The organism is Rickettsia hoogstraalii, from assembly GCF_000825685.1.
GTDB classification, from domain to species: domain Bacteria; phylum Pseudomonadota; class Alphaproteobacteria; order Rickettsiales; family Rickettsiaceae; genus Rickettsia; species Rickettsia hoogstraalii.
Genome location: NZ_CCXM01000001.1, coordinates 371,093 through 390,761, shown reverse-complemented (window position 1 = coordinate 390,761; position 19,669 = coordinate 371,093). Strand labels below are relative to the sequence as shown.

The window sequence follows — 19,669 nt, the reverse complement described above, 5'->3', positions numbered from 1 at the left end:
TTTTTTTTAATTAATTAAAATCCATTATTTCGCCTAAAGGAGTTATATAAGAAGAATTTATTTTGCCCTCGGCTATATCAGCACTAAAGCCTTCACTATAGTCAACATCACCATTTTCGTTTATTTTTTTACTTAAAAATAATATAGCATTTTCAAATTTATTTTCTTTTAATATAGGCTGATTATTTAAACTAAAAACTTTCATGGCAAGCCTTTCATTATTAGGTAATCTAAAATATATTTCTGATCCGTTATTGAATTCAAAAAAATTACATTTATTATAAGCACCTAATAATAATAAATTATTTAATACATCTATGGTAACTGTTCTTCAAGGTTTATAATTTTAGGAAATAATATGTAATTATTGTGATTATTTTGTATATTTGAAATAAGAATAGTTTGAGAGTTATATTGCTGTTTTTCCAAATATATATTTGCAAAATTGTTTTGTTTTAATTCTGTAAAGGCTAGTTCAGCCTTATATTTTGGTTTATCACTAGAAAAGTTAGGTAGCGTTTCTATTAAATTAAAATCAAGAGAGGTTTTGCTAAATCTTGTATTCAGCATATTATTTTGATTTAATTCGGTAAAATCTAATTCGGCATAGTATGTTGCTCCGTCAATGTCTAAACTATATACAGGCTTATCTTCCAATATCTCTTCAAATAAATCTTCCCATAGCTCTTGTAACTCTTGTAAAAAATTTTGAGCATGTTCTTTAGTTTTACAAGTATCAATTTGATTTGCAAAGCTTTTTGCTATAAAAAACTTTAAATCTTTTTGATCTGATAAAGATAAATCATGAATGTGACATTTAAATGTTTTATCTACATAATTTATTAGTGATGCAATATCTGCAGGAAAATTTTCAGTTATTTCTAATAATTCTTTTTTATGCTGTTCTGAAATTATATTCATTTTCTAATCTAATCCCGTTTCTTTCTAAAAAAAGCCGGTATGTCATGAATATCAGACTCTTTATTATCTTGATCTAGAGTATTAACAACAATGTTTTTGCGTTCTAAAGTTTGATTATTTGAAGCACGCAGAGAACCCCATATTTTTCCTAAAAATGATGGTTTTGGTGAGTCATCTTCAGATTGGTTGAAAGTATTTACATGTAACCCTAGTTCTTTTTCATTTCCGATAAAATTTTGATTTATTGGAGAGTCGGTAATTTCAATATTTTCGGTACTATAGCTGTTAAAATCAGGAATTTCTTCTATTTGTGTAGGTTGTACTATAGCTTCATTATAAGTTTCTTCAGGAACTATATTGGTAGTTTCAGCTATTGCGGGTTTATATGTCGGTACTTTATCGGCATCAATACCGGTAGCAACAACCGATACTCGGATAATTCCTTTTAATTCCGGATTAAATGTTGAACCGAAAATAATATTAGCATCAAGGTTATCTACTTCTTCTCTAATTCTATTAGCAGCGTTGTCAACTTCAAATAAGGTCATGTCGGAACCGCCGGTAATATTGATTAATACACCTCTTGCACCGCACATTGAGCTATGATCTAGCAGTGGATTTGAAATTGCAGATTCTGCCGCTTTAATAGCTCTATCTTCGCCGCTAGCTTCACCCGTACCCATCATTGCTTTACCCATTTCGCTCATTACTGCTTTAATGTCGGCAAAATCAAGATTAATAAGTCCCGGCATAATCATTAAATCCGTTACTCCTCTAACGCCTGCATGTAATACGTCATCTGCCATTTTGAAAGCATCGGCAAACGTCGTTTGTTCATTAGCAATACGGAATAGATTTTGGTTCGGTATTACAATTAAAGTATCAACGAATTGCTGTAATTCAATAAGTCCTTTATCGGCAGTTTTCATACGATGACCGCCTTCAAAATGGAAAGGTTTAGTTACTACCCCAACCGTAAGGATGCCTAGTTCTTTAGCAATGCGTGCAATAACCGGTGCAGAACCGGTACCTGTACCGCCGCCCATACCTGCCGTAATAAATACCATATTGCTATTTTCTAGGTAACTACGAATTTCGCTTTCTGATTCTTGAGCAGCAAGTGCTCCAACCTCAGGAGAAGCTCCTGCCCCAAGACCTCTAGTCGTAGAAACACCGAGTTGTATTTTGTTAGTGCATAAAGAATGTTCAAGCGATTGTGCATCGGTATTAGCTACTACAAAATTAGCACCTTGCAGATTAGCACTAATCATATTATTTACTGCATTACTACCTGCACCTCCTACACCGAAAACCGTAATGGTCGGCTTTAATACTATATTTTCAGGAGCTTTTATATTTAAAACCATGATACTCTTTTATTTTATATAATTAATGTTTAAGTATAATAAAAGATTTAGAAATTTCCACAGTATTTTATGAAAAGTTTAAGATAAGTTTTCTTTTAATAGCGGAACACCGTTATTATGACATGCTTTTATTAATGCTTTATCGTTAGTGGCCATGAAGCCCTTCATGCATGGCAGTTAACAAATAAGTTGCATCGTATGAAGTAAGATTATTGGCTCTTGCAGTATTCATAATTTCGTACATAGGAAAATCAAAATTTGATATATTGATGGGTAAGGAGTTTAAAAAATCTATAGTTTTAATAATTTTTGCTGAAGTTATTCTAGCACGTTTTGCTGCTATTAATATTGTATTAGTTACTTCAAATTTCCAAAGAAATGGTACTACTGCTCTAAATTTATAACAATAATCTAATGTAAAGTCTGAATATTCATCACGTTCATCATTAAAGAACCATGAAGCAGTTATGGAGCAATCGGCTATAAATGGTTTAGAACTCATCTTCTACCTTCATCTCGAAGCTCTTTAATAGTATAAGGAGCCAATGTATTACCTTTGCTGAATTCTCTTATTTGCTCTACTATATTATTCATTTTAGGTTTTTGAGTTATAGGTATAATTTTTGCAACCGGTGTATTATGCTTACAAATGGTAATTTGCTCTCCGTCTTGTACACGCTGTATTAGATCGGAAAATAGACTAATTTAATATTATCCTATTTATAAGATTTTGTACAGTGATATTAATAGCTTAAACTAATATCTTTGTATAAAACTTAGGATTGACTAACCATTTTTTCGGGTACTACTATTTTATTAAACTCTTCTTCAGATAAAAGATTGAGTTTTTTAGCTGCTTCTTTTAAAGTTATTCCGTGCTTATGTGCTTCTTTAGCAATTTTTGCAGCATTATCATATCCGATATGCGGATTAAGAGCCGTAACAAGCATTAGAGATTTATCACGTAAATCATTAATGCGTGCTATATTGGGTTCTAATCCTTTAACACAGTGAGTAACAAAGCTATTTACGCTATCGGATAACAGCTCTATAGATTGTAGGATATTGTATATTATTACAGGTTTAAATACGTTAAGTTCAAGATGTCCGTTAGAGCCGGCAATAGTAACCGTAACATGACTTCCCATCACCTGACTGCACACCATTGTTAAAGCTTCGACTTGGGTAGGGTTTACTTTACCTGGCATAATCGAAGAGCCGGGTTCATTCTCAGGTAAATGCAGCTCACCAAGACCGCATCTTGGACCGGAGCCGAGCAGTCTTATATCATTTGCTATTTTCATTAAGCTAACTGCTATAGTATTAAGAGTTCCTGAAAATTCTACTAGTGCGTCGTGGGCAGCTAGACTTTCAAATTTATTAGGAGACGTCTTAAAAGGTTGTTTAGTAAACTCTGCCACTTTCTCGGCAAATTTTATATCAAAGCCTATTTTTGAGTTAATACCTGTGCCGACTGCTGTTCCACCTTGAGCAAGTAGATAAACTTTTTTTAGTGCATATTCTATGCGTTCTAAAGCATACTCTATTTGTGTAATATATCCGGAGAATTCCTGTTTAAGAGTTAAAGGAGTTGCGTCCTGCAAGTGGGTACGTCCTATTTTTATGATTTTACCCCAATCTTTTGACTTGTCTTGCAAAGAGGTAAGTAAATTATTCAAAGCCGGTATAAGTTGCTGTTTAGTTGCAAGTACGGTTGCTATATGCATAGCGGTTGGAAAAGAGTCGTTGGATGATTGTCCTTTATTAACATGATCGTTAGGATGTACTGGAGATTTGCCGCCTTTCTTGCTTGTTAATTCTTCATTAGCAATAGAGGCAATAACCTCGTTCATATTCATGTTTGTTTGCGTACCTGAACCTGTTTGCCAAACTACTAAAGGAAAATTATCCTCAAATTCGCCTTCTAAGATTCTATCCGTGGCTTTATCGATACTTGTAGCTATTTTAGCTTCTAAATCACCAAACTCATAATTAACCTGTGCTGCACATTTTTTTAAAATAGCAAGAGCACGAATTAAAATTTCAGGCATTTTTTGTTTGCCTATTTTAAAATTTTCTAAAGATCTTTGAGTTTGAGCTCCCCAATAAAATTTTTCTTCTATCTGAATTTCTCCAAAAGAATCGCTTTCGGTTCTGTAATTTTTCATAAATTGTTAAATGTTATATAATTATCTATTTTTTTCATAAAATGATCATTTACTACATTCAAGTCTAATTGCTGGGCTAATTTAGCAAAGCTATAATATAATTTGTCTGTTAAAGAAGCTTTTTTTAGATTCTTAGCAATAAATATTAATGTGCTTTCTATCATAAGATTACGATTAAAACTATAAAATTTTTGCCAATGTTCGTTATATTTAGGTTCAGAAGATTCTATATAATCGGAATATATAGGTTTAGTAATTACTGCTTTACCTTGATATATATCAAATATAGTATCATTAATTAATCTTTCATTCTTGAGGTTATTTATCACTTTATCAAAAAAATTATTTAATATAGCCGTTGTTATCTCTTCTTCTGTAAGTTCATTTATAAATATGTTTAATTGCTTTTCAAAACTCTCGATAATTTGTTCATTTGGTCCCCTTTTCATGACTTTTCTCTCAAATTAATTGATATAATAAAAGTTTATGACTTTAATTTTAGTAGACTAAATATTTATATCGAAGTAAATAAAAAACAATATTTGATTTATTAAAAATATTATTTATTTAATGAATGAAAAATTATAGAAGCGGCATTTGATACATTGAGACTTTCTACTCTCTTAGAAATAGGAATTTTGGCTAAATAATCACATGTTTCTTCGACTAATCTTCGCATGCCTTTATCTTCTGAGCCAAATACTAATGCCATTTTGTCGGAAATTAATTTATCGGTAAAGTAGTCATTTGCAGAACCTGTTAGACCTATAATCCAAAAGCCGTGTTTTTTAAGATAATTCATACATGAGCGTAAGTTAGTAACTTTAATTATAGGTATTAATTCTAAAGTACCGCAAGCCGCTTTAGCAATGCTGCCGCTTTCATTTGGAGAATTATCTTGAGGTAATATTATAGCATTTATATCAAAAGCAGCGGCACTACGAATAATTGCTCCAATATTTTGTGTGTCTGTTATTTGATCAAGAATCGCAATTTTACATTTTGGGTTTTTTATATCTACGTCCTCTAGATTGTAAGAAAAAATTAGTCTAACTTTTGCAGCTATTCCTTGATGTGTTTGGTTTTCCAGTAATTTAGATAAAATATCGTTATTAACAATTTCATAAGATCTAGTACCTATTAATTTTTTGTTTGTATCAAAAATTTCCCTAGTGCATAAAATATTTTCAATTTGACGTTTTGGATTATTTAGAGCAGAAAATACAGGATGTTTCCCATACATATAATAACAATTTTTAGAATCAAGTTTTTTATTTTGCATCTTATTGAAAACCGTCAGTAATTTGTTCTTGACAGAAACTACTATTTATTATAGAAAGTTACAACTAAATAAATGTGCAAGCTGCTATTTGTTTATTTGATGATTCGGCAAGAAGTTTTATTAAGTCCTAATACTAATTATATATTGTATTTTACAGTGAATTAGTCTATTTAATACAGTAAAGTTCTTTAGGAGGGGTGGCCGAGTGGTCAATGGCAGCAGACTGTAAATCTGCCCGCGTAAGCGTTCGAAGGTTCGAATCCTTCTCCCTCCACCACTTAAATGGTTCAGGGAAGCGTATCATTTTATTTTAAAAGATTCATGTATATATGTTTAATTTTATTTAAAAATAAAACATAATTGTGTATATTTATAAATCTGAATAAAATTGATATAGCATTGTTAACAAAATAGCTTTGAAATTATTTTATTAACAGTGCCACAATGCGGGTGTAGCTCAATGGTAGAGTTCCAGCCTTCCAAGCTGGCTGTGTGGGTTCGATTCCCATCACCCGCTCCAGAGATAGTGGTAACAAATGAAATTTAGCAAAAAATGCACTTATAAAAAATTAACTTGTATTAAACCTAATTGTAGAGAGTAATAACATGGCAAAAGCAAAATTTGAACGAACTAAACCGCACGTTAATATAGGTACGATCGGTCACGTAGATCACGGTAAAACTTCCTTAACGGCAGCAATAACTATAGTACTTGCCAAGACAGGTGGAGCAAAAGCTACAGCGTATGATCAAATTGATGCTGCTCCTGAAGAAAAAGAAAGAGGTATAACTATTTCTACTGCACACGTAGAGTATGAGACTAAAAATAGACACTATGCACACGTAGATTGTCCGGGACATGCTGACTATGTAAAGAACATGATAACCGGTGCTGCTCAGATGGACGGCGCAATATTAGTAGTTTCTGCTGCTGATGGTCCTATGCCGCAAACTAGAGAGCATATATTACTAGCAAAACAGGTAGGTGTACCTGCTATGGTAGTATTCTTAAATAAAGTAGATATGGTGGATGATCCTGATCTATTAGAACTAGTAGAGATGGAAGTAAGGGAATTATTATCAAAATACGGTTTCCTGGGTGATGAAATACCTATTATTAAAGGTTCTGCACTTCAAGCTTTAGAAGGAAAGCCTGAAGGTGAAAAAGCTATTAATGAGTTAATGGATGCAGTAGATAGCTATATACCGCAGCCTGTAAGAGCTACGGATAAACCTTTCTTAATGCCGATAGAAGATGTATTCTCTATTTCAGGAAGAGGTACTGTTGTAACCGGTAGAGTAGAGTCAGGAATAATTAAGGTAGGTGAGGAAATTGAAATAGTCGGTCTAAAAGATACGCAAAAAACTACCTGTACCGGTGTAGAAATGTTCAGAAAATTACTTGATGAAGGACAAGCCGGAGATAATGTCGGTATATTACTACGCGGTACAAAAAGAGAAGAAGTTGAAAGAGGACAAGTTCTCGCAAAACCTGGTAGCATAAAACCGCATGATAAGTTTGAAGCTGAAGTATATGTGCTTAGTAAAGAAGAAGGTGGACGTCATACCCCATTTACTAATGACTATCGTCCGCAGTTCTATTTTAGAACAACAGACGTTACCGGTACAATAAAATTGCCTGCTGATAAGCAGATGGTTATGCCTGGAGATAATGCTACTTTTACAGTGGAATTAATTAAACCGATTGCTATGCAGGAAGGGTTAAAATTCTCTATACGTGAAGGTGGTAGAACAGTGGGTGCCGGCGTAGTAACTAAAATAAATAATTAATTGATTTTATAAATACCTATTATTTTTTAATAATAGGTATTTATATTTTAAGATGTCTGAAAAACATCTTGCTGTTTAAATATTAGGTTTACTGAATGAAAAATAAAATCAAAATTCGTTTAAAATCATTTGATCACCGTAGTCTTGATCAAGCTACAAAAGAGATAGTTAGTGCTGTTAAAAGAACATTTGCTAACATTAATGGTCCTATTCCTTTACCTAGAAAAATTGAAAGATTTACCGTAAATAGGTCTCCTCATGTACATAAGAAGTCAAGAGAGCAATTTGAAATTAGAAAGCATAAAAGATTATTAGTTATAGATGATCCGAATTCGGCGGTTGTTGATGCTTTAAGTAAAGTTGATTTAGCAGCAGGTGTTGATGTAGTGATTGAATTAGAGAGTGGGGAATAAATGAGAACCGGTATAATTGCTCAAAAAATTGGGATGACTAGTGTTTTTAATGATAAAGGAGAAAGAATTTCTTTGACATTAGTAAAAGTTGATGATTGTCAAGTGGTAGGGCATAAAACTCTAGAAAAACATGGATATAATGCTTTGGTTATAGGTATAAAAGATAAAAAAATATCTAGAGTAACCAAGCCTATGAAACAAGTTTTTGCTAATGCTAAAATATCTCCTAAAACTAAATTAAAAGAATTTAGAATTTCTGAAGAGAATTTTATTGATATAGCAGCAAGTCTAGAAGTAGATCATTTTACGGCCGGACAATTTGTGGATATAACGGCAACTACTATAGGTAAAGGGTTTGCTGGTAGTATGAAAAGACATAATTTTAGAGGTCTTGAAGCTTCTCACGGTGTTTCTATATCCCATCGTTCGCACGGTTCTACAGGACAAAGACAAGATCCAGGAAAGGTTTTCAAAGGCAAAAAAATGGCTGGTCATATGGGATGTAACCAAGTTACTATTCAAAATTTGAAAATATTTGCCGTTGATAAAGAGCGTAAGCTTATTATGATTCAAGGTAGTATACCAGGTCACAAAAATTCGTATCTTTCAATAAAAGATGCAATAAAAAAGATTTCAATAACTGTATAATAGATATTTAGACATGTTTGTTGAGGTTAAAGATTATTAAATTAACAAAACGCCATGCAATATTATTTATATAAAAGTTTTATATAAGACTGTATAAGGTTAAATAAAGATGAAAACTAAAATATTAAATCTTGCTAATGAAGAAGTTGGTGAGATTAGCTTAAATGAAGATATATTTGCTGTTGAATTTATCAGAGATGATATAATAAAGCAGGTTATTGATTGGCAGAGAGCTAAAGCAATGTCCGGTAACCATAAAACTAAAACAGTATCAGAAGTATCAGGAACCACAAAAAAACCTTTTAAGCAAAAAGGTACAGGTAATGCAAGACAAGGCTCCCTTAGATCGGTACAGATGCGTGGTGGTGGTGTAGCTCACGGACCTAGAGTACGTAGTCATGCAACAAAATTACCTAAAAAAGTACGAAAACTTGGTTTAATTCATGCTTTATCCGAGAAATTTGCTGAAGGAAAATTATTAGTAATAGATTCTTTAAAGCTAGATAAGCCTAAAACTTCTGCTCTTGTAAATATATTAAGTAAATTTCAAGGGAAAAGTTTCTTTGTAATAGATGGAAATGAAGTAGATACTAATTTTTCTTTAGCTGCAAAAAATATTTATAATACTGTGATTGTTCCACAAATAGGAGCAAATGTTTATGATATAATACGACATGAATATGTCCTATTATCACAAGAAGCAGTGAGCGTTTTAGAAGAGAGGTTAAGATGAGTTCTTATAAATACTACGATTTAATTAGAAAACCTATTATTACAGAAAAAACTACCACCCTTTCGGAACAAAATAAATACGCTTTTTATGTAGATAAATTTGCTGAAAAACTTACCGTTAAAAAGGCTATAGAAGAAATATTTAAAGTAAAAGTAAAAAAAGTGAATATTTTAAACGTTAAAGGTAAGAAGAAAAGATTTAAAGGAATTATAGGGACTCAAATCAATAGAAAGAAAGCTATTGTTACATTAGAAAAAGACCATAATATCGATTTTGCCGGAGGAATTAAATAAATGGCTTTAAAAAAATTTAATCCAATTACTCCTTCTCTTAGAGAGTTAGTTCAAGTTGATAAAACTAGTTTATGGAAAGGCAGACCTTTAAAATCTTTGACCAAAGGTATATCTAAAACCGGTGGACGAAATAATCAAGGTAGAATTACTTCTTGGCACAGAGGTGGAGGACACAAAAAATTATATCGTATTATTGATTTTAAAAGAAATAAAATAGATATTTCTGCTATTGTTGAAAGAATAGAGTATGACCCTAATAGAACTGCTTTTATTGCTTTAATAAAATATGAAGACGGGGAATATTCTTATATTCTAGCACCGCAAAAATTATCTGTAGGTGATAGAGTAATATCAAGTCAAGATGCTGATATAAAGATAGGAAATTGTTTACCTTTAAAATTCATTCCTATCGGTACTACTTTACATAATGTTGAAATGAAAGTCGGTAAAGGCGGTCAAATTGCAAGATCTGCAGGTACTTCAGTAGATCTAGTGGGTAAAGATTCAGGATATGCTCAGATTAAATTAAGATCAGGTGAATTTAGGTTAGTACCTTTAGATTGTAAAGCTACTATAGGTAGTATATCTAACCCGGATCAAAAAAATATTAATTTAGGCAAAGCAGGTAGAAATAGATGGCTCGGTTGGAGACCACATGTTAGAGGTGTAGCAATGAATCCTGTAGATCACCCTCATGGCGGTGGTGAAGGTAAAACTTCAGGAGGACGCCATCCTGTTACTCCTTGGGGATTCCCAACAAAGGGTAAGAAGACACGTAAAAATAAACGTACTTCAAAATTTATCATAAAGAAAAGAAAATAGATTTTAAATTAATTAGGTATTAGTATGGTACGTTCAATATGGAAAGGGCCTTTTGTAGACGGTTATTTAATAAAGAAAGTTCAAAAATTAATGGAATCAGGTAAATCTGAAATGATTAAAACTTGGTCTAGAAGATCAACGATTTTGCCTATTTTTGTAGGGTTTACCTTTTCTGTTCATAATGGAAATAAATTTATTCCGGTTTCTGTAAATGAAGAAATGGTTGGAAGAAAATTAGGTGAGTTTGCTCCTACTAGAACATTTCACGGTCATGGAGCAGATAAAAAAGTCAAAAGAAAGTAAAGATTTATATGGTACAGGAAAATAAAAATTTTGCTACGGCAAAAGCTAAATCTATTAGAGTAAGTCCAAGGAAGCTAAATTTAGTTGCAGCTTTTATTAGAAATATGAAAGTATCTGAAGCATTGGTACAATTAACTTTTTCTCCTAAAAGAATTGCAAAAGTTGTAAAAGATTGTTTACAATCTGCTGTTGCAAATGCTGAAAATAATTTAGGTCTAGATATAGATAGATTGGTTATTACTAAGGCGACTGTAGGTAAGGCTTTAGTAATGAAAAGAGTTATGCCAAGAGCAAAAGGAAGAGCAACTAGAATAAATAAGTTTTTTAGTAATCTTTATATAACTGTTACAGAAAAAGAGGATAATTAAAATGGGGCAGAAAGTTTGTGCACATGGTTTTAGAGTTGGACCGACTTTAATTAAAGGTTGGGATTCCGCATTATATGCAGAAAAACATTATAAAACTCTTTTTATACAAGATTTAAAAATTAGGGATTTAATAAATAAGGGTTTTAATCAAGCTCAAGTTAGCAGAGTTTTAATTGAACGTCTTTCTAATAAAAGTATTATAATTAATATTAATGCCAAAAAACCAAATATCATTATCGGTAGAAACGGTAGTGAAATTGATAAGCTAAAAAAAGCTATCGAGAAAATGACTTCTTTAAAAGAAGTTTATATAAATATCCACGAAGTTAGAAAATTTAATATAGATGCTGCTATAGTAGCTCAAACTATAGCATTACAGCTTGAAAAAAGAGTTTCTTTTAGAAAAGCTATGAAAACAGCAATTCAGGCTTCATTTAAGCAAGGTGGACAAGGTATAAGAGTTAGTTGTTCAGGACGACTTGGAGGTGCTGAAATTGCTAGAACCGAGTGGTATATAGAAGGAAGAATGCCGTTACATACTTTAAGAGCTGATATTGATTATTCAACAGCTGAGGCTATAACTACTTATGGAGTTATAGGGGTTAAAGTGTGGATTTATAAAGGTGAATATACAGAAAATAAAAGATATAATTAATTTTAAGTATTAAAATGTTAGCTCCGAAAAAACAAAAATTTAGAAAAGCTCATAAAGGTAGAGTTGCTTCAAAAGCAAAAGCAGGTACGACGCTTGCTTTTGGATCATTTGGTCTAAAATCTATAGACGGTTGGCGTGTTACTGCAAGACAAATAGAAGCAGGAAGAAAAGCTGCTACTAGATGTATGAAAAGGCAAGGAAGATTATGGATTCGCATTTTTCCGGATGTTCCTGTTTCTAAAAAGCCTGCCGAAGTAAGAATGGGTAAAGGTAAAGGTTCTCCTGAATTTTTTGCAGTTAGAGTTTCGCCTGGAAGAATTATGTTTGAAATTGAAGGGGTAGAAGAAAATATTGCACTTAGAGCTTTGGAGCTTGCAAGTGCAAAATTACCTGTTAGAACAAGGATAGTGAGACGTTATGAATGATTTAAAATTATTAAGAAGTAAGTTATCTACTGAAACAATAGAAGAGCTTTATAAAAACCTTAATCTTTTAAAAAAAGAATTGTTTAATTTAAGATTTCAACAAGCTTTAGGTGAGTTAAAAAATACTAGTAGGTTTTCGTTAGTCAAAAAGTCTATAGCACGTATTAAAACTGAATTAACAAAAAGATCTAATAGTGAGGAATATTAAAATGCCGAAAAGAGTGTTACAAGGCGTGGTTATAAGTTCAAAAGCTGATAAGACGGTTACAGTAAAAGTAGAAAGAAAGTTTAAGCATCCTATTTATAAAAAGTTCGTGAAAGTATCTAAAAAATATGCTGCTCATGATTCAGAAAATAAATATCAAGAAGGAGATAAAGTTAGTATAATTGAAAGTCGTCCTATCTCAAAAACCAAAACATGGTTAGTGGTAAATGGAGAATAAAGTTTTTTAATCTTTGACTTTATAAGGTAGATTGTTTATTTTATCTCTCGTGTATAAAAAATTGGAAGTAGTTTATGATTCAAATGCAGAGCATCTTGGAAGTTGCAGATAATTCCGGTGCTAAAAAAGTTATGTGTATTAAAGTTTTAGGTGGCTCTCACCATATGGTGGCAAAGCTGGGTGATGTTGTAGTTGTATCTGTTAAAGAAGCTATACCCGGAGGTAAGGTTAAAAAGGGTGATGTTTATAAAGGCGTGATTGTTCGTACAAAGACTGGAGTAGTAAGACCTGACGGTAGTACAATAAAATTTGATAAAAACGCATTAGTGCTTTTGAATAAACAAGATGAACCTATCGGTACTAGAGTTTTCGGTCCTGTTACAAGAGAACTTAGAGCGAAAAAATATGTTAGAATAATGTCGCTTGCAGAGGAAGTGTTATAAATGATTAAATTAAAAGTAAAAAAAGGTGATGAAGTTGTTGTTATTACCGGAAAGCACAAAGGAAAAAAAGGTAAAATATTAAAAGTTTTTCCTGAGGACAGTAAAGTAATTGTTTCTGGAGTAAATTTAGTAAAAAAGCATACTAAACCTAATCAAATGAGTGAAGGCGGGATAATAACTAAAGAATTACCTATACATATCTCAAATATTGCACACATCGATCCAAAAACTGGTAACCCTACCAAAGTAGCTTTTAAATTCTTAGAAGACGGTTCTAAGGTTAGAGTAGCAAAGAAATCAGGGGAAATTATCGATAAGGAAAGTAAATAATGTTAAGATTTAAAGAATTATATCAGCAAAAAATTATTGAAAACTTACAAAAAGAATTTTCTTATAAAAATAAGCATGAAATACCGCAAATTAAGAAAATTGTTATAAATATGGGAGTAGGGGAAGCGATAGCCGATTCCAAAGTAATTAATAATGCGGTAAATGATCTTACTTTGATCTCCGGTCAGAAGCCGGTTGTAACGTTAGCAAGAAAATCTATTGCAACCTTTAAGTTACGCGAAAGTATGAAAATAGGCTGCAAGGTTACATTACGTAAAGATAGAATGTATGATTTTTTAGAAAGGCTAGTAATTGTTGCGTTACCTCGTGTTAAAGAATTTCGCGGTTTTTCTTATAAAAGTTTTGACGGTAAAGGGAATTTTACTTTTGGATTAAAAGAGCAGATAGTTTTTCCTGAAATTAATTACGATAAAATCGATACAATAAGGGGTATGGATATTACAATCGTTACATCTGCTAAAACAGATAAAGAAAGTAAGTTTTTGTTATCAGGGTTTAATTTACCTTTTTATAATTAATTTTTAGGATATATATAATGGCAAAAGTAAGTTCTATAAAAAAGAACGAAAGTAGGAAAAAAAAATCACAAAGTTTACATAATAAACGTTCGGCACTAAAAAGTAAAATTTATGATAAAAATATTTCATTAGAAGAGCGTTTTTCTTTGGTAATGTCACTTGCACAATTACCTAGAAATTCATCATCTACTAGAATAAGAAATAGATGTGAGCTTACAGGTAGACCAAGAGGTGTTACAAGAAAATTCGGTATATCTAGGAATAAGCTTAGGGAATTAATAGGTAGAGGCTTAGTTCCCGGTGTAGTTAAGTCAAGTTGGTAAAAGTCGATAGGTAAATAATATGTCAATGACGGATAATGTAGCAGATATGTTAACTAGAATTAGAAATGCTTATAAAAGCAAATTGATAAATGTTTCTTTTCCTAGTTCTAAAATTAAAACTTCAATTTTAGATGTTTTGCAAAAAGAAGGTTATATAAAAGATTATGTAACTACTCAAAAAAATAATATTAGTTATACTGAGGTAGCTTTAAAATACTCTGTAAACGGTGATGCTTCTATATGCGAAATTCATAGAGTATCAAAGCCTGGAAAAAGAGTATATTCTGCTATTAAGGATTTGAAAGGATATTATAATAATATGGGTATATATATTCTTTCTACTCCTTACGGTGTTATGTCTGATAGAGAAGCTCATATTAAAAATGTCGGCGGCGAAGTAATTTGTAAAGTATTTTAAGGTAAAAAAATGTCACGTGTTGGAAAATTGCCGATTACTATACCTGAAGGTGTAAAAGTTGGTTTAAATGATTTAGAAGTAAAAATATCCGGACCTAAAGGCGAATTATCAAAAACTTTTAAAGGTAATATAGCAATTTCATTGGCAGAAAATAAGCTTTTAGTAAAACCTTTAGCCGCAAATAAAAATGCACGTGCTATGTGGGGTACTGCAAGAAGCATAATATCAAATATGGTTACCGGCGTTAAAGAAGGGTTTAAGCTTAAACTCGAAATTAACGGAGTCGGTTACAGAGCAATGGTAAAAGGTAAATATTTAAATTTAATGCTTGCTAAAAGCCATAATACAAAAATTGAAATACCTTCAGATATTAAAATAGAGGTACCTAAGCAAAATATTATTATTCTTGAGGGAACAGATAAAGAAAAATTAGGACAATTTGCCTCAATTATTATAAAACAGAGACCACCTGAGCCTTATAAAGGAAAAGGGATTAAATTTGAAAATCAATTTATACCGCGTAAAGAAGGTAAGAAAAATTAAATTTAAGAGTTAAATATTTAAGAGTTAAATATGCGTAGTGCTAAGCTAAAATTTGAAAAAAGAAGAAGTAGAATAAGACATAAAATATCTAAAACATCTAATAGAGTTAGATTATCGATATTTAAATCAGGTAGACATATATATGCACAAATTATTGATGATTCTAAGTCTATAACGATTGCTTCTGCTTCAACTTTAGATGAGAAAATAAAAAAATCTCATTGTAATATTGAAAATGCTATCAAAGTAGGTGAAGAAATAGCAAAAAAAGCTGATTCTGCAGGGATAAAAGAAGTAGTATTTGATAGAGGCGGATATAAGTATCACGGTGTTGTAAAAGCTCTAGCTGATGCAGCTAGAGAGAAAATAAAATTTTAGGTTATAAGGTTGTAGTAATGTCTAAAGTTAAAAAAAATGAAGAGACTTTAAGCGAAGTTTTAGTTGATGTAAATAGAGTTACAAAAGTAGTAAAAGGTGGTAGAAGATTTGCTTTTTCTGCTTATGTAGTTGTCGGTGATAAAGCTGGCAGAGTCGGAGCGGGACACGGAAAAGCTAAAGAAGTAAACGAAGCTCGAGGAAAAGCAAAACAAGCCGCTAAAAAGAGGATGATGAAAGTGCCGTTATATCAAAATAGGACTATTCACCATGACGTTGTCGGTAAAAGTGGAGCTGCTAAAGTGATTTTAAGAAGAGCTAAAGCAGGTACGGGCGTTATAGCCGGAGGGTCTATGAGAGCAATTTTTGACTCTTTAGGCGTTCATGATATTGTTGCTAAATCAATAGGTTCAACGAATGTTTATGCAATGATTTCTGCAACATTTGATGCATTAAATAAACTTGCATCACCAAAATCTATTGCTATGAGAAGAGATAAAAAAGTAAATGAAATATCTGTAAAATCCTCTGATATTCAAGTTAATGAATAATGTTGCGTTAAGTATAGGTGAAGTTATGAATAATAAGATTAATAATATAAAAATTACTCAAGTTAAAAGTGCTATAGGTCGTAATTATGATCAAAGATTGACATTAGTTGGGCTTGGTTTAAACAAAATTAATAAGAGCGTTATTCTTGAAAATACTAATTCAATCAAAGGGATGGTTGAAAAAGTAAAGCATTTGTTAAAAATAGAAAATATGTAATTAGAGTTTTTAAATGAAATTAAATGAATTATATAATAATATAGGTGCTAAAAAAAATAAGAAAAGAATAGCACGCGGTATTGGTAGCGGTAAAGGAAAAACCGGCGGTAGAGGAATTAAAGGTCAAAAATCTAGATCTGGCGTTGTAATAAAAGGTTTTGAAGGTGGTCAAACACCTATGATCAAAAGGCTACCTAAAAGAGGATTTAATTGTATTTCAACTAAAAAATACAATATAATAAATATTTATAATATTGAAGAAGCATTAGCCGATGGGCGTTTAAGTGCTGCTGATACTATTACGAAAGAAAAATTGGTAGAAGCCGGAGTAGTTAATAATAAAAATAATAAGAAATTAGTGAAATTATTATCTATTTGTAGTGATGATTTCGCTTCTCCCCTATCATTAAAATTAGATGCTTATTCTTCTAAAGCTAAGGATTTAATCGAAAAAGCAGGTGGAAAATTATTATAGTATATGGGGCAGAATTTTTCTAAAAAATCCGGTAATGATTTAGTTAGTCGCATTGTTTTTACTATTCTCATTCTTATAGTATGTAGATTTGGGTCTTTTATACCTATACCCGGTATAGATTCAATTGCTTTAAGTAGTGTGGCTGAAAAGAATCAATCCGGAATACTCGGAATGTTCAACATGCTATCCGGAGGATCGCTAGGTAGAATGTCTATTTTTGCTTTAGCAATTATGCCGTATATTACTGCCTCAATTATTATCCAATTAATGTCAGTTGCATATAAACCTTTAGAAAATTTAAAAAAAGAAGGGGAAGTTGGTAAAAGAAAAGTAAATCAGCTATCGAGATATTTAACGGTTCTGCTTGCTTCTTTTCAGGCTTATGGAGTTGCTATAAGTTTAGAGTCGATTGTAACAAATACCGGTCCTGTAGTAATTTTAGCGGGTTTTTTCTTTAGGGTTACAACCGTAATTACTTTGGTTGTAGGCACTATGCTATTAATGTGGTTAGGAGAACAAATTACACAACGCGGAATAGGTAACGGTACGTCTTTAATTATATTTATAGGTATAATTTCTGGAGTACCTAGTGCTATTATTAGTATGTTTGAATTATCAAGAAAAGGAGCATTATCGCCTTTAATAGCGTTAGCTGTTTGTATTGGAGTAGTTGTATTAATAGCTATAATTATATTTTTTGAAAAGGCCCAAAGAAAATTATTGGTGCAGTATCCTAAAAGACAAGTAGGAAATAAAATTTATGGAGGAGAAGCAACGCATATGCCTCTTAAATTAAATACTTCTGGTGTAATACCTCCAATATTTGCTAGTTCAATTTTACTATTTCCTGCTACGCTTGCTAATTTTTCTAATAGTAATTCAGAAACTATGGGCATGCTTACTTATTACTTAGGGCATGGAAAACCCGTATATATTTTATTATATGTAGCATTAATTATGTTTTTTAGTTTTTTTTATACTGCAATAGTATTTAATTCTGAAGAAACTGCTAATAATTTAAGAAAATATGGTGCTTATATTCCGGGTAAAAGACCAGGGAAAAATACGTCTGATTATTTTGATTATATACTTACAAGGCTTACGGTTATAGGTGGGATATATTTAAGTGTAATATGTGTAATTCCGGAGCTATTAATGAATAAGTATGTAATTTCTCTTTCTTTAGGAGGTACGAGTTTTTTAATTGTAGTGAACGTGGTACTTGATACTATGACTCAGATTCAAACTTACTTATTTAGTAGTAAGTATGAAGGTTTAATGAAGAAAGTAAAATTAAAAAATTAAAAATGAGCTTAAATAGTGATAGTAATTTTTTTAGGTCCTCCAGGAGCCGGAAAGGGAACACAAGGAAAAAAGATAGCTAAAAAAATTGATTTACCACATATAGCAATCGGTGATATATTTAGAACAATTATTAAAACATCAACTAGTGAAGCAGAGTTAATTAATAATTATGTTAAGCAAGGTGAGCTTATCCCTAATGAAATAGTTAATCAAGTAATTAAAAATTTTTTATTATCCTCTGAATATAAAAACGGCTATATATTAGATGGATATCCACGTAATTTAGAGCAAGCAAAATTCTTTGAATCATTTATTAAAGAAAAAATTAAAATAATATATTTTGATGTTTCAGATGAATTATTAATTAAAAGAGTTTTAGGAAGATATAGTTGTAAAAATTGCGGTAAAATATATAGTAGTTACTTCTTGCAGCCTAAAACTGATAATGTATGCGACGTTTGCGGTTCAAGTACATTTGATTATAGAAAAGACGATAATGAAGAAGTAATAAAAAAAAGAATTGAAGTATATAAAACAGAAACATATCCGTTAATAGATTATTATAAAAATAGTGGTAATTTTTATATAGTTAATGGAAGTAAAAATGAACAAGAAATAGAAATTGATATACAGAAAATACTAAAAATAAATTGACTTTATCAAAGATTTTTATATTATTTTCTAGTTACCAGTAAAATTTTGGAGATTATTTGTGGCAAGAATTGCAAGTGTTAATATTCCCGATAATAAACGTTTAGTTGTGAGTTTAACTTACATTTACGGTCTTGGACCTACTATGGCAGCAGAGATCTGTAATAAAGCAAAAATATCGAAAGATAAAAAAGTTAAAGAACTTACGGATCAAGAGTTAATAAGCTTACGTAATATTATTGAAAGTGAGTATAAAGTTGAGGGTGATTTAAGACGAGAAGTTACGCTTAATATTAAGAAGAAGAAAGATATAAGATGTTATCAAGGGCTTAGACATATACGTAAGTTGCCGGTGAGAGGACAGAACACGCATTCTAATGCTCGAACTAGAAAAGGTAAAGCTATTGCGATAGCCGGAAAGAAAAAAGCTGTAAAATAATAGTTTAAGTATAGAGTATAAATAATGAATCAGACGGTTAAAGTTAAGAAAAAGAAAAAAACTATCACTCTTGGTGTTGTGCATATCCGAGCATCATTTAATAATACTATAGTAACATTTACTGATATCCAAGGTAATACTATTTCTTCTGCATCGGCAGGAGGTAATGGGTTTAAAGGGGCAAGAAAAGCAACACCTTATGCAGCTCAAGTAACAATTGATAGAGCATCGGAAAAAGCAAAAGAATATGGTCTAAAAACTATTTCTATTAGAATTGGAGGACCGGGAGCTCAGCGTGAATCAGCAATGAGAGCTTTATTCGGACAAAATTTTGTGGTTACATCAATTTTAGATGTATCGTCAATTGCTCATAATGGAGTAAGACCGCCAAAAAGAAGAAGAGTATAAGAGTATAAGAGAATCATAGG

Annotated in this window: 34 protein-coding genes and 2 tRNA genes; 28 read left to right on the top strand and 8 right to left on the bottom strand. The window is 31.5% G+C overall.

Features of this window, described 5'->3' with window-relative positions; all coding sequences use genetic code 11:
- Nucleotides 1-10 precede the first annotated feature (10 nt).
- The 8 genes from BN1174_RS11450 to rlmB form a co-directional block, all read right to left on the bottom strand.
- Nucleotides 11-205, bottom strand: coding sequence for a hypothetical protein (locus tag BN1174_RS11450; RefSeq protein ID WP_231555744.1), 195 nt, complete (start codon nucleotides 203-205; stop codon nucleotides 11-13).
- Between the two features lie 110 nt (nucleotides 206-315).
- Nucleotides 316-921, bottom strand: coding sequence for a hypothetical protein (locus BN1174_RS11445; protein ID WP_231555743.1), 606 nt, complete (start codon nucleotides 919-921; stop codon nucleotides 316-318).
- Nucleotides 922-929: 8 nt separating this feature from the next.
- Nucleotides 930-2,288 (bottom strand): cell division protein FtsZ, encoded by a 1,359-nt coding sequence (gene ftsZ / locus BN1174_RS02125; protein ID WP_040256152.1) that lies wholly within the window; start codon nucleotides 2,286-2,288, stop codon nucleotides 930-932.
- A 145-nt stretch (nucleotides 2,289-2,433) separates the two neighbouring features.
- The gene (locus BN1174_RS10635; protein ID WP_231555742.1) at nucleotides 2,434-2,790 is read right to left on the bottom strand and encodes a type II toxin-antitoxin system VapC family toxin; all 357 of its coding nucleotides are present in this window, start codon (nucleotides 2,788-2,790) and stop codon (nucleotides 2,434-2,436) included.
- Nucleotides 2,787-2,993 (bottom strand): type II toxin-antitoxin system Phd/YefM family antitoxin, encoded by a 207-nt coding sequence (locus tag BN1174_RS02115; RefSeq protein WP_408005885.1) that lies wholly within the window; start codon nucleotides 2,991-2,993, stop codon nucleotides 2,787-2,789. Before BN1174_RS02115 ends, BN1174_RS10635 begins: the two co-directional genes overlap by 4 nt.
- A gap of 71 nt (nucleotides 2,994-3,064) precedes the next feature.
- Nucleotides 3,065-4,456: a class II fumarate hydratase gene (gene fumC, locus BN1174_RS02110; protein ID WP_040256150.1), complete on the bottom strand. Its 1,392-nt coding sequence runs from the start codon at nucleotides 4,454-4,456 to the stop codon at nucleotides 3,065-3,067.
- Nucleotides 4,453-4,905, bottom strand: coding sequence for a hypothetical protein (locus BN1174_RS02105; RefSeq protein ID WP_040256148.1), 453 nt, complete (start codon nucleotides 4,903-4,905; stop codon nucleotides 4,453-4,455). Before BN1174_RS02105 ends, fumC begins: the two co-directional genes overlap by 4 nt.
- A 110-nt stretch (nucleotides 4,906-5,015) precedes the next feature.
- Complete coding sequence (gene rlmB, locus BN1174_RS02100) at nucleotides 5,016-5,738, bottom strand: 23S rRNA (guanosine(2251)-2'-O)-methyltransferase RlmB (RefSeq protein ID WP_040256146.1); 723 nt, start codon at nucleotides 5,736-5,738, stop codon at nucleotides 5,016-5,018.
- 191 nt (nucleotides 5,739-5,929) lie between these two features.
- Here rlmB and BN1174_RS02095 point away from each other — a divergent pair.
- The 28 genes from BN1174_RS02095 (at nucleotide 5,930) to rpsK (ending at nucleotide 19,649) form a co-directional block, all read left to right on the top strand.
- Nucleotides 5,930-6,015 (top strand) — tRNA-Tyr (locus BN1174_RS02095).
- Nucleotides 6,016-6,184: 169 nt separating this feature from the next.
- Nucleotides 6,185-6,258, top strand: a tRNA-Gly gene (locus tag BN1174_RS02090).
- A gap of 86 nt (nucleotides 6,259-6,344) precedes the next feature.
- Nucleotides 6,345-7,529 carry an elongation factor Tu gene (gene tuf / locus BN1174_RS02085; RefSeq protein WP_040256144.1) on the top strand — a complete coding sequence of 395 codons (1,185 nt, stop codon included), beginning with the start codon at nucleotides 6,345-6,347 and terminating at the stop codon, nucleotides 7,527-7,529.
- 95 nt (nucleotides 7,530-7,624) lie between these two features.
- The gene (gene rpsJ, locus BN1174_RS02080; protein WP_040256142.1) at nucleotides 7,625-7,942 is read left to right on the top strand and encodes a 30S ribosomal protein S10; all 318 of its coding nucleotides are present in this window, start codon (nucleotides 7,625-7,627) and stop codon (nucleotides 7,940-7,942) included.
- Nucleotides 7,943-8,590: a 50S ribosomal protein L3 gene (rplC, locus tag BN1174_RS02075; RefSeq protein ID WP_040256140.1), complete on the top strand. Its 648-nt coding sequence runs from the start codon at nucleotides 7,943-7,945 to the stop codon at nucleotides 8,588-8,590.
- A gap of 109 nt (nucleotides 8,591-8,699) precedes the next feature.
- Complete coding sequence (gene rplD, locus BN1174_RS02070; protein WP_040256138.1) at nucleotides 8,700-9,323, top strand: 50S ribosomal protein L4; 624 nt, start codon at nucleotides 8,700-8,702, stop codon at nucleotides 9,321-9,323.
- On the top strand, nucleotides 9,320-9,616 hold the full coding sequence (gene rplW, locus BN1174_RS02065; RefSeq protein WP_011270632.1) for a 50S ribosomal protein L23: 297 nt from the start codon (nucleotides 9,320-9,322) through the stop codon (nucleotides 9,614-9,616). The genes rplD and rplW overlap by 4 nt, the downstream gene beginning before the upstream one ends.
- Nucleotides 9,617-10,438 (top strand): 50S ribosomal protein L2, encoded by an 822-nt coding sequence (gene rplB / locus BN1174_RS02060; protein WP_040256136.1) that lies wholly within the window; start codon nucleotides 9,617-9,619, stop codon nucleotides 10,436-10,438. It begins immediately after the preceding gene.
- Between the two features lie 24 nt (nucleotides 10,439-10,462).
- Nucleotides 10,463-10,741: a 30S ribosomal protein S19 gene (rpsS, locus tag BN1174_RS02055; protein WP_040256134.1), complete on the top strand. Its 279-nt coding sequence runs from the start codon at nucleotides 10,463-10,465 to the stop codon at nucleotides 10,739-10,741.
- 8 nt (nucleotides 10,742-10,749) lie between these two features.
- Nucleotides 10,750-11,109 (top strand): 50S ribosomal protein L22, encoded by a 360-nt coding sequence (gene rplV / locus BN1174_RS02050; protein ID WP_008580961.1) that lies wholly within the window; start codon nucleotides 10,750-10,752, stop codon nucleotides 11,107-11,109.
- Nucleotide 11,110: 1 nt separating this feature from the next.
- Nucleotides 11,111-11,764: a 30S ribosomal protein S3 gene (gene rpsC / locus BN1174_RS02045; protein WP_040256130.1), complete on the top strand. Its 654-nt coding sequence runs from the start codon at nucleotides 11,111-11,113 to the stop codon at nucleotides 11,762-11,764.
- Between the two features lie 14 nt (nucleotides 11,765-11,778).
- Nucleotides 11,779-12,189, top strand: a complete 411-nt coding sequence (rplP, locus tag BN1174_RS02040; protein WP_040256128.1) for a 50S ribosomal protein L16 — start codon at nucleotides 11,779-11,781, stop codon at nucleotides 12,187-12,189.
- A complete protein-coding gene (rpmC, locus tag BN1174_RS02035) occupies nucleotides 12,182-12,397 on the top strand; it encodes a 50S ribosomal protein L29 (protein ID WP_004596213.1) in 216 nt (71 codons plus the stop codon). The genes rplP and rpmC overlap by 8 nt, the downstream gene beginning before the upstream one ends.
- A gap of 1 nt (nucleotide 12,398) precedes the next feature.
- Nucleotides 12,399-12,632 (top strand): 30S ribosomal protein S17, encoded by a 234-nt coding sequence (rpsQ, locus tag BN1174_RS02030; RefSeq protein WP_039594825.1) that lies wholly within the window; start codon nucleotides 12,399-12,401, stop codon nucleotides 12,630-12,632.
- Nucleotides 12,633-12,706: 74 nt separating this feature from the next.
- On the top strand, nucleotides 12,707-13,075 hold the full coding sequence (rplN, locus tag BN1174_RS02025) for a 50S ribosomal protein L14 (protein WP_040256111.1): 369 nt from the start codon (nucleotides 12,707-12,709) through the stop codon (nucleotides 13,073-13,075).
- On the top strand, nucleotides 13,076-13,405 hold the full coding sequence (rplX, locus tag BN1174_RS02020) for a 50S ribosomal protein L24 (protein WP_040256109.1): 330 nt from the start codon (nucleotides 13,076-13,078) through the stop codon (nucleotides 13,403-13,405).
- Nucleotides 13,405-13,944 carry a 50S ribosomal protein L5 gene (rplE, locus tag BN1174_RS02015; protein WP_040256101.1) on the top strand — a complete coding sequence of 180 codons (540 nt, stop codon included), beginning with the start codon at nucleotides 13,405-13,407 and terminating at the stop codon, nucleotides 13,942-13,944. The genes rplX and rplE overlap by 1 nt, the downstream gene beginning before the upstream one ends.
- 17 nt (nucleotides 13,945-13,961) lie before the next feature.
- Nucleotides 13,962-14,267, top strand: a complete 306-nt coding sequence (rpsN, locus tag BN1174_RS02010) for a 30S ribosomal protein S14 (protein WP_011270640.1) — start codon at nucleotides 13,962-13,964, stop codon at nucleotides 14,265-14,267.
- 19 nt (nucleotides 14,268-14,286) lie between these two features.
- A complete protein-coding gene (gene rpsH / locus BN1174_RS02005) occupies nucleotides 14,287-14,685 on the top strand; it encodes a 30S ribosomal protein S8 (RefSeq protein WP_011270641.1) in 399 nt (132 codons plus the stop codon).
- Between the two features lie 9 nt (nucleotides 14,686-14,694).
- Nucleotides 14,695-15,228 carry a 50S ribosomal protein L6 gene (gene rplF, locus BN1174_RS02000; RefSeq protein WP_040256099.1) on the top strand — a complete coding sequence of 178 codons (534 nt, stop codon included), beginning with the start codon at nucleotides 14,695-14,697 and terminating at the stop codon, nucleotides 15,226-15,228.
- Nucleotides 15,229-15,258: 30 nt separating this feature from the next.
- The gene (gene rplR, locus BN1174_RS01995; protein WP_040256098.1) at nucleotides 15,259-15,606 is read left to right on the top strand and encodes a 50S ribosomal protein L18; all 348 of its coding nucleotides are present in this window, start codon (nucleotides 15,259-15,261) and stop codon (nucleotides 15,604-15,606) included.
- A 17-nt stretch (nucleotides 15,607-15,623) separates the two neighbouring features.
- Nucleotides 15,624-16,154, top strand: a complete 531-nt coding sequence (gene rpsE / locus BN1174_RS01990; protein ID WP_011270644.1) for a 30S ribosomal protein S5 — start codon at nucleotides 15,624-15,626, stop codon at nucleotides 16,152-16,154.
- 25 nt (nucleotides 16,155-16,179) lie between these two features.
- A complete protein-coding gene (gene rpmD, locus BN1174_RS01985) occupies nucleotides 16,180-16,371 on the top strand; it encodes a 50S ribosomal protein L30 (RefSeq protein ID WP_040257894.1) in 192 nt (63 codons plus the stop codon).
- A 13-nt stretch (nucleotides 16,372-16,384) separates the two neighbouring features.
- Complete coding sequence (gene rplO / locus BN1174_RS01980) at nucleotides 16,385-16,846, top strand: 50S ribosomal protein L15 (RefSeq protein WP_040256096.1); 462 nt, start codon at nucleotides 16,385-16,387, stop codon at nucleotides 16,844-16,846.
- A 3-nt stretch (nucleotides 16,847-16,849) separates the two neighbouring features.
- Nucleotides 16,850-18,151: a preprotein translocase subunit SecY gene (gene secY, locus BN1174_RS01975; RefSeq protein ID WP_011270647.1), complete on the top strand. Its 1,302-nt coding sequence runs from the start codon at nucleotides 16,850-16,852 to the stop codon at nucleotides 18,149-18,151.
- Between the two features lie 15 nt (nucleotides 18,152-18,166).
- Nucleotides 18,167-18,805: an adenylate kinase gene (locus tag BN1174_RS01970; protein ID WP_040256095.1), complete on the top strand. Its 639-nt coding sequence runs from the start codon at nucleotides 18,167-18,169 to the stop codon at nucleotides 18,803-18,805.
- Between the two features lie 58 nt (nucleotides 18,806-18,863).
- Complete coding sequence (gene rpsM, locus BN1174_RS01965; RefSeq protein WP_008580923.1) at nucleotides 18,864-19,241, top strand: 30S ribosomal protein S13; 378 nt, start codon at nucleotides 18,864-18,866, stop codon at nucleotides 19,239-19,241.
- A 24-nt stretch (nucleotides 19,242-19,265) separates the two neighbouring features.
- Nucleotides 19,266-19,649, top strand: a complete 384-nt coding sequence (rpsK, locus tag BN1174_RS01960) for a 30S ribosomal protein S11 (protein WP_008580920.1) — start codon at nucleotides 19,266-19,268, stop codon at nucleotides 19,647-19,649.
- Nucleotides 19,650-19,669 lie beyond the last annotated feature (20 nt).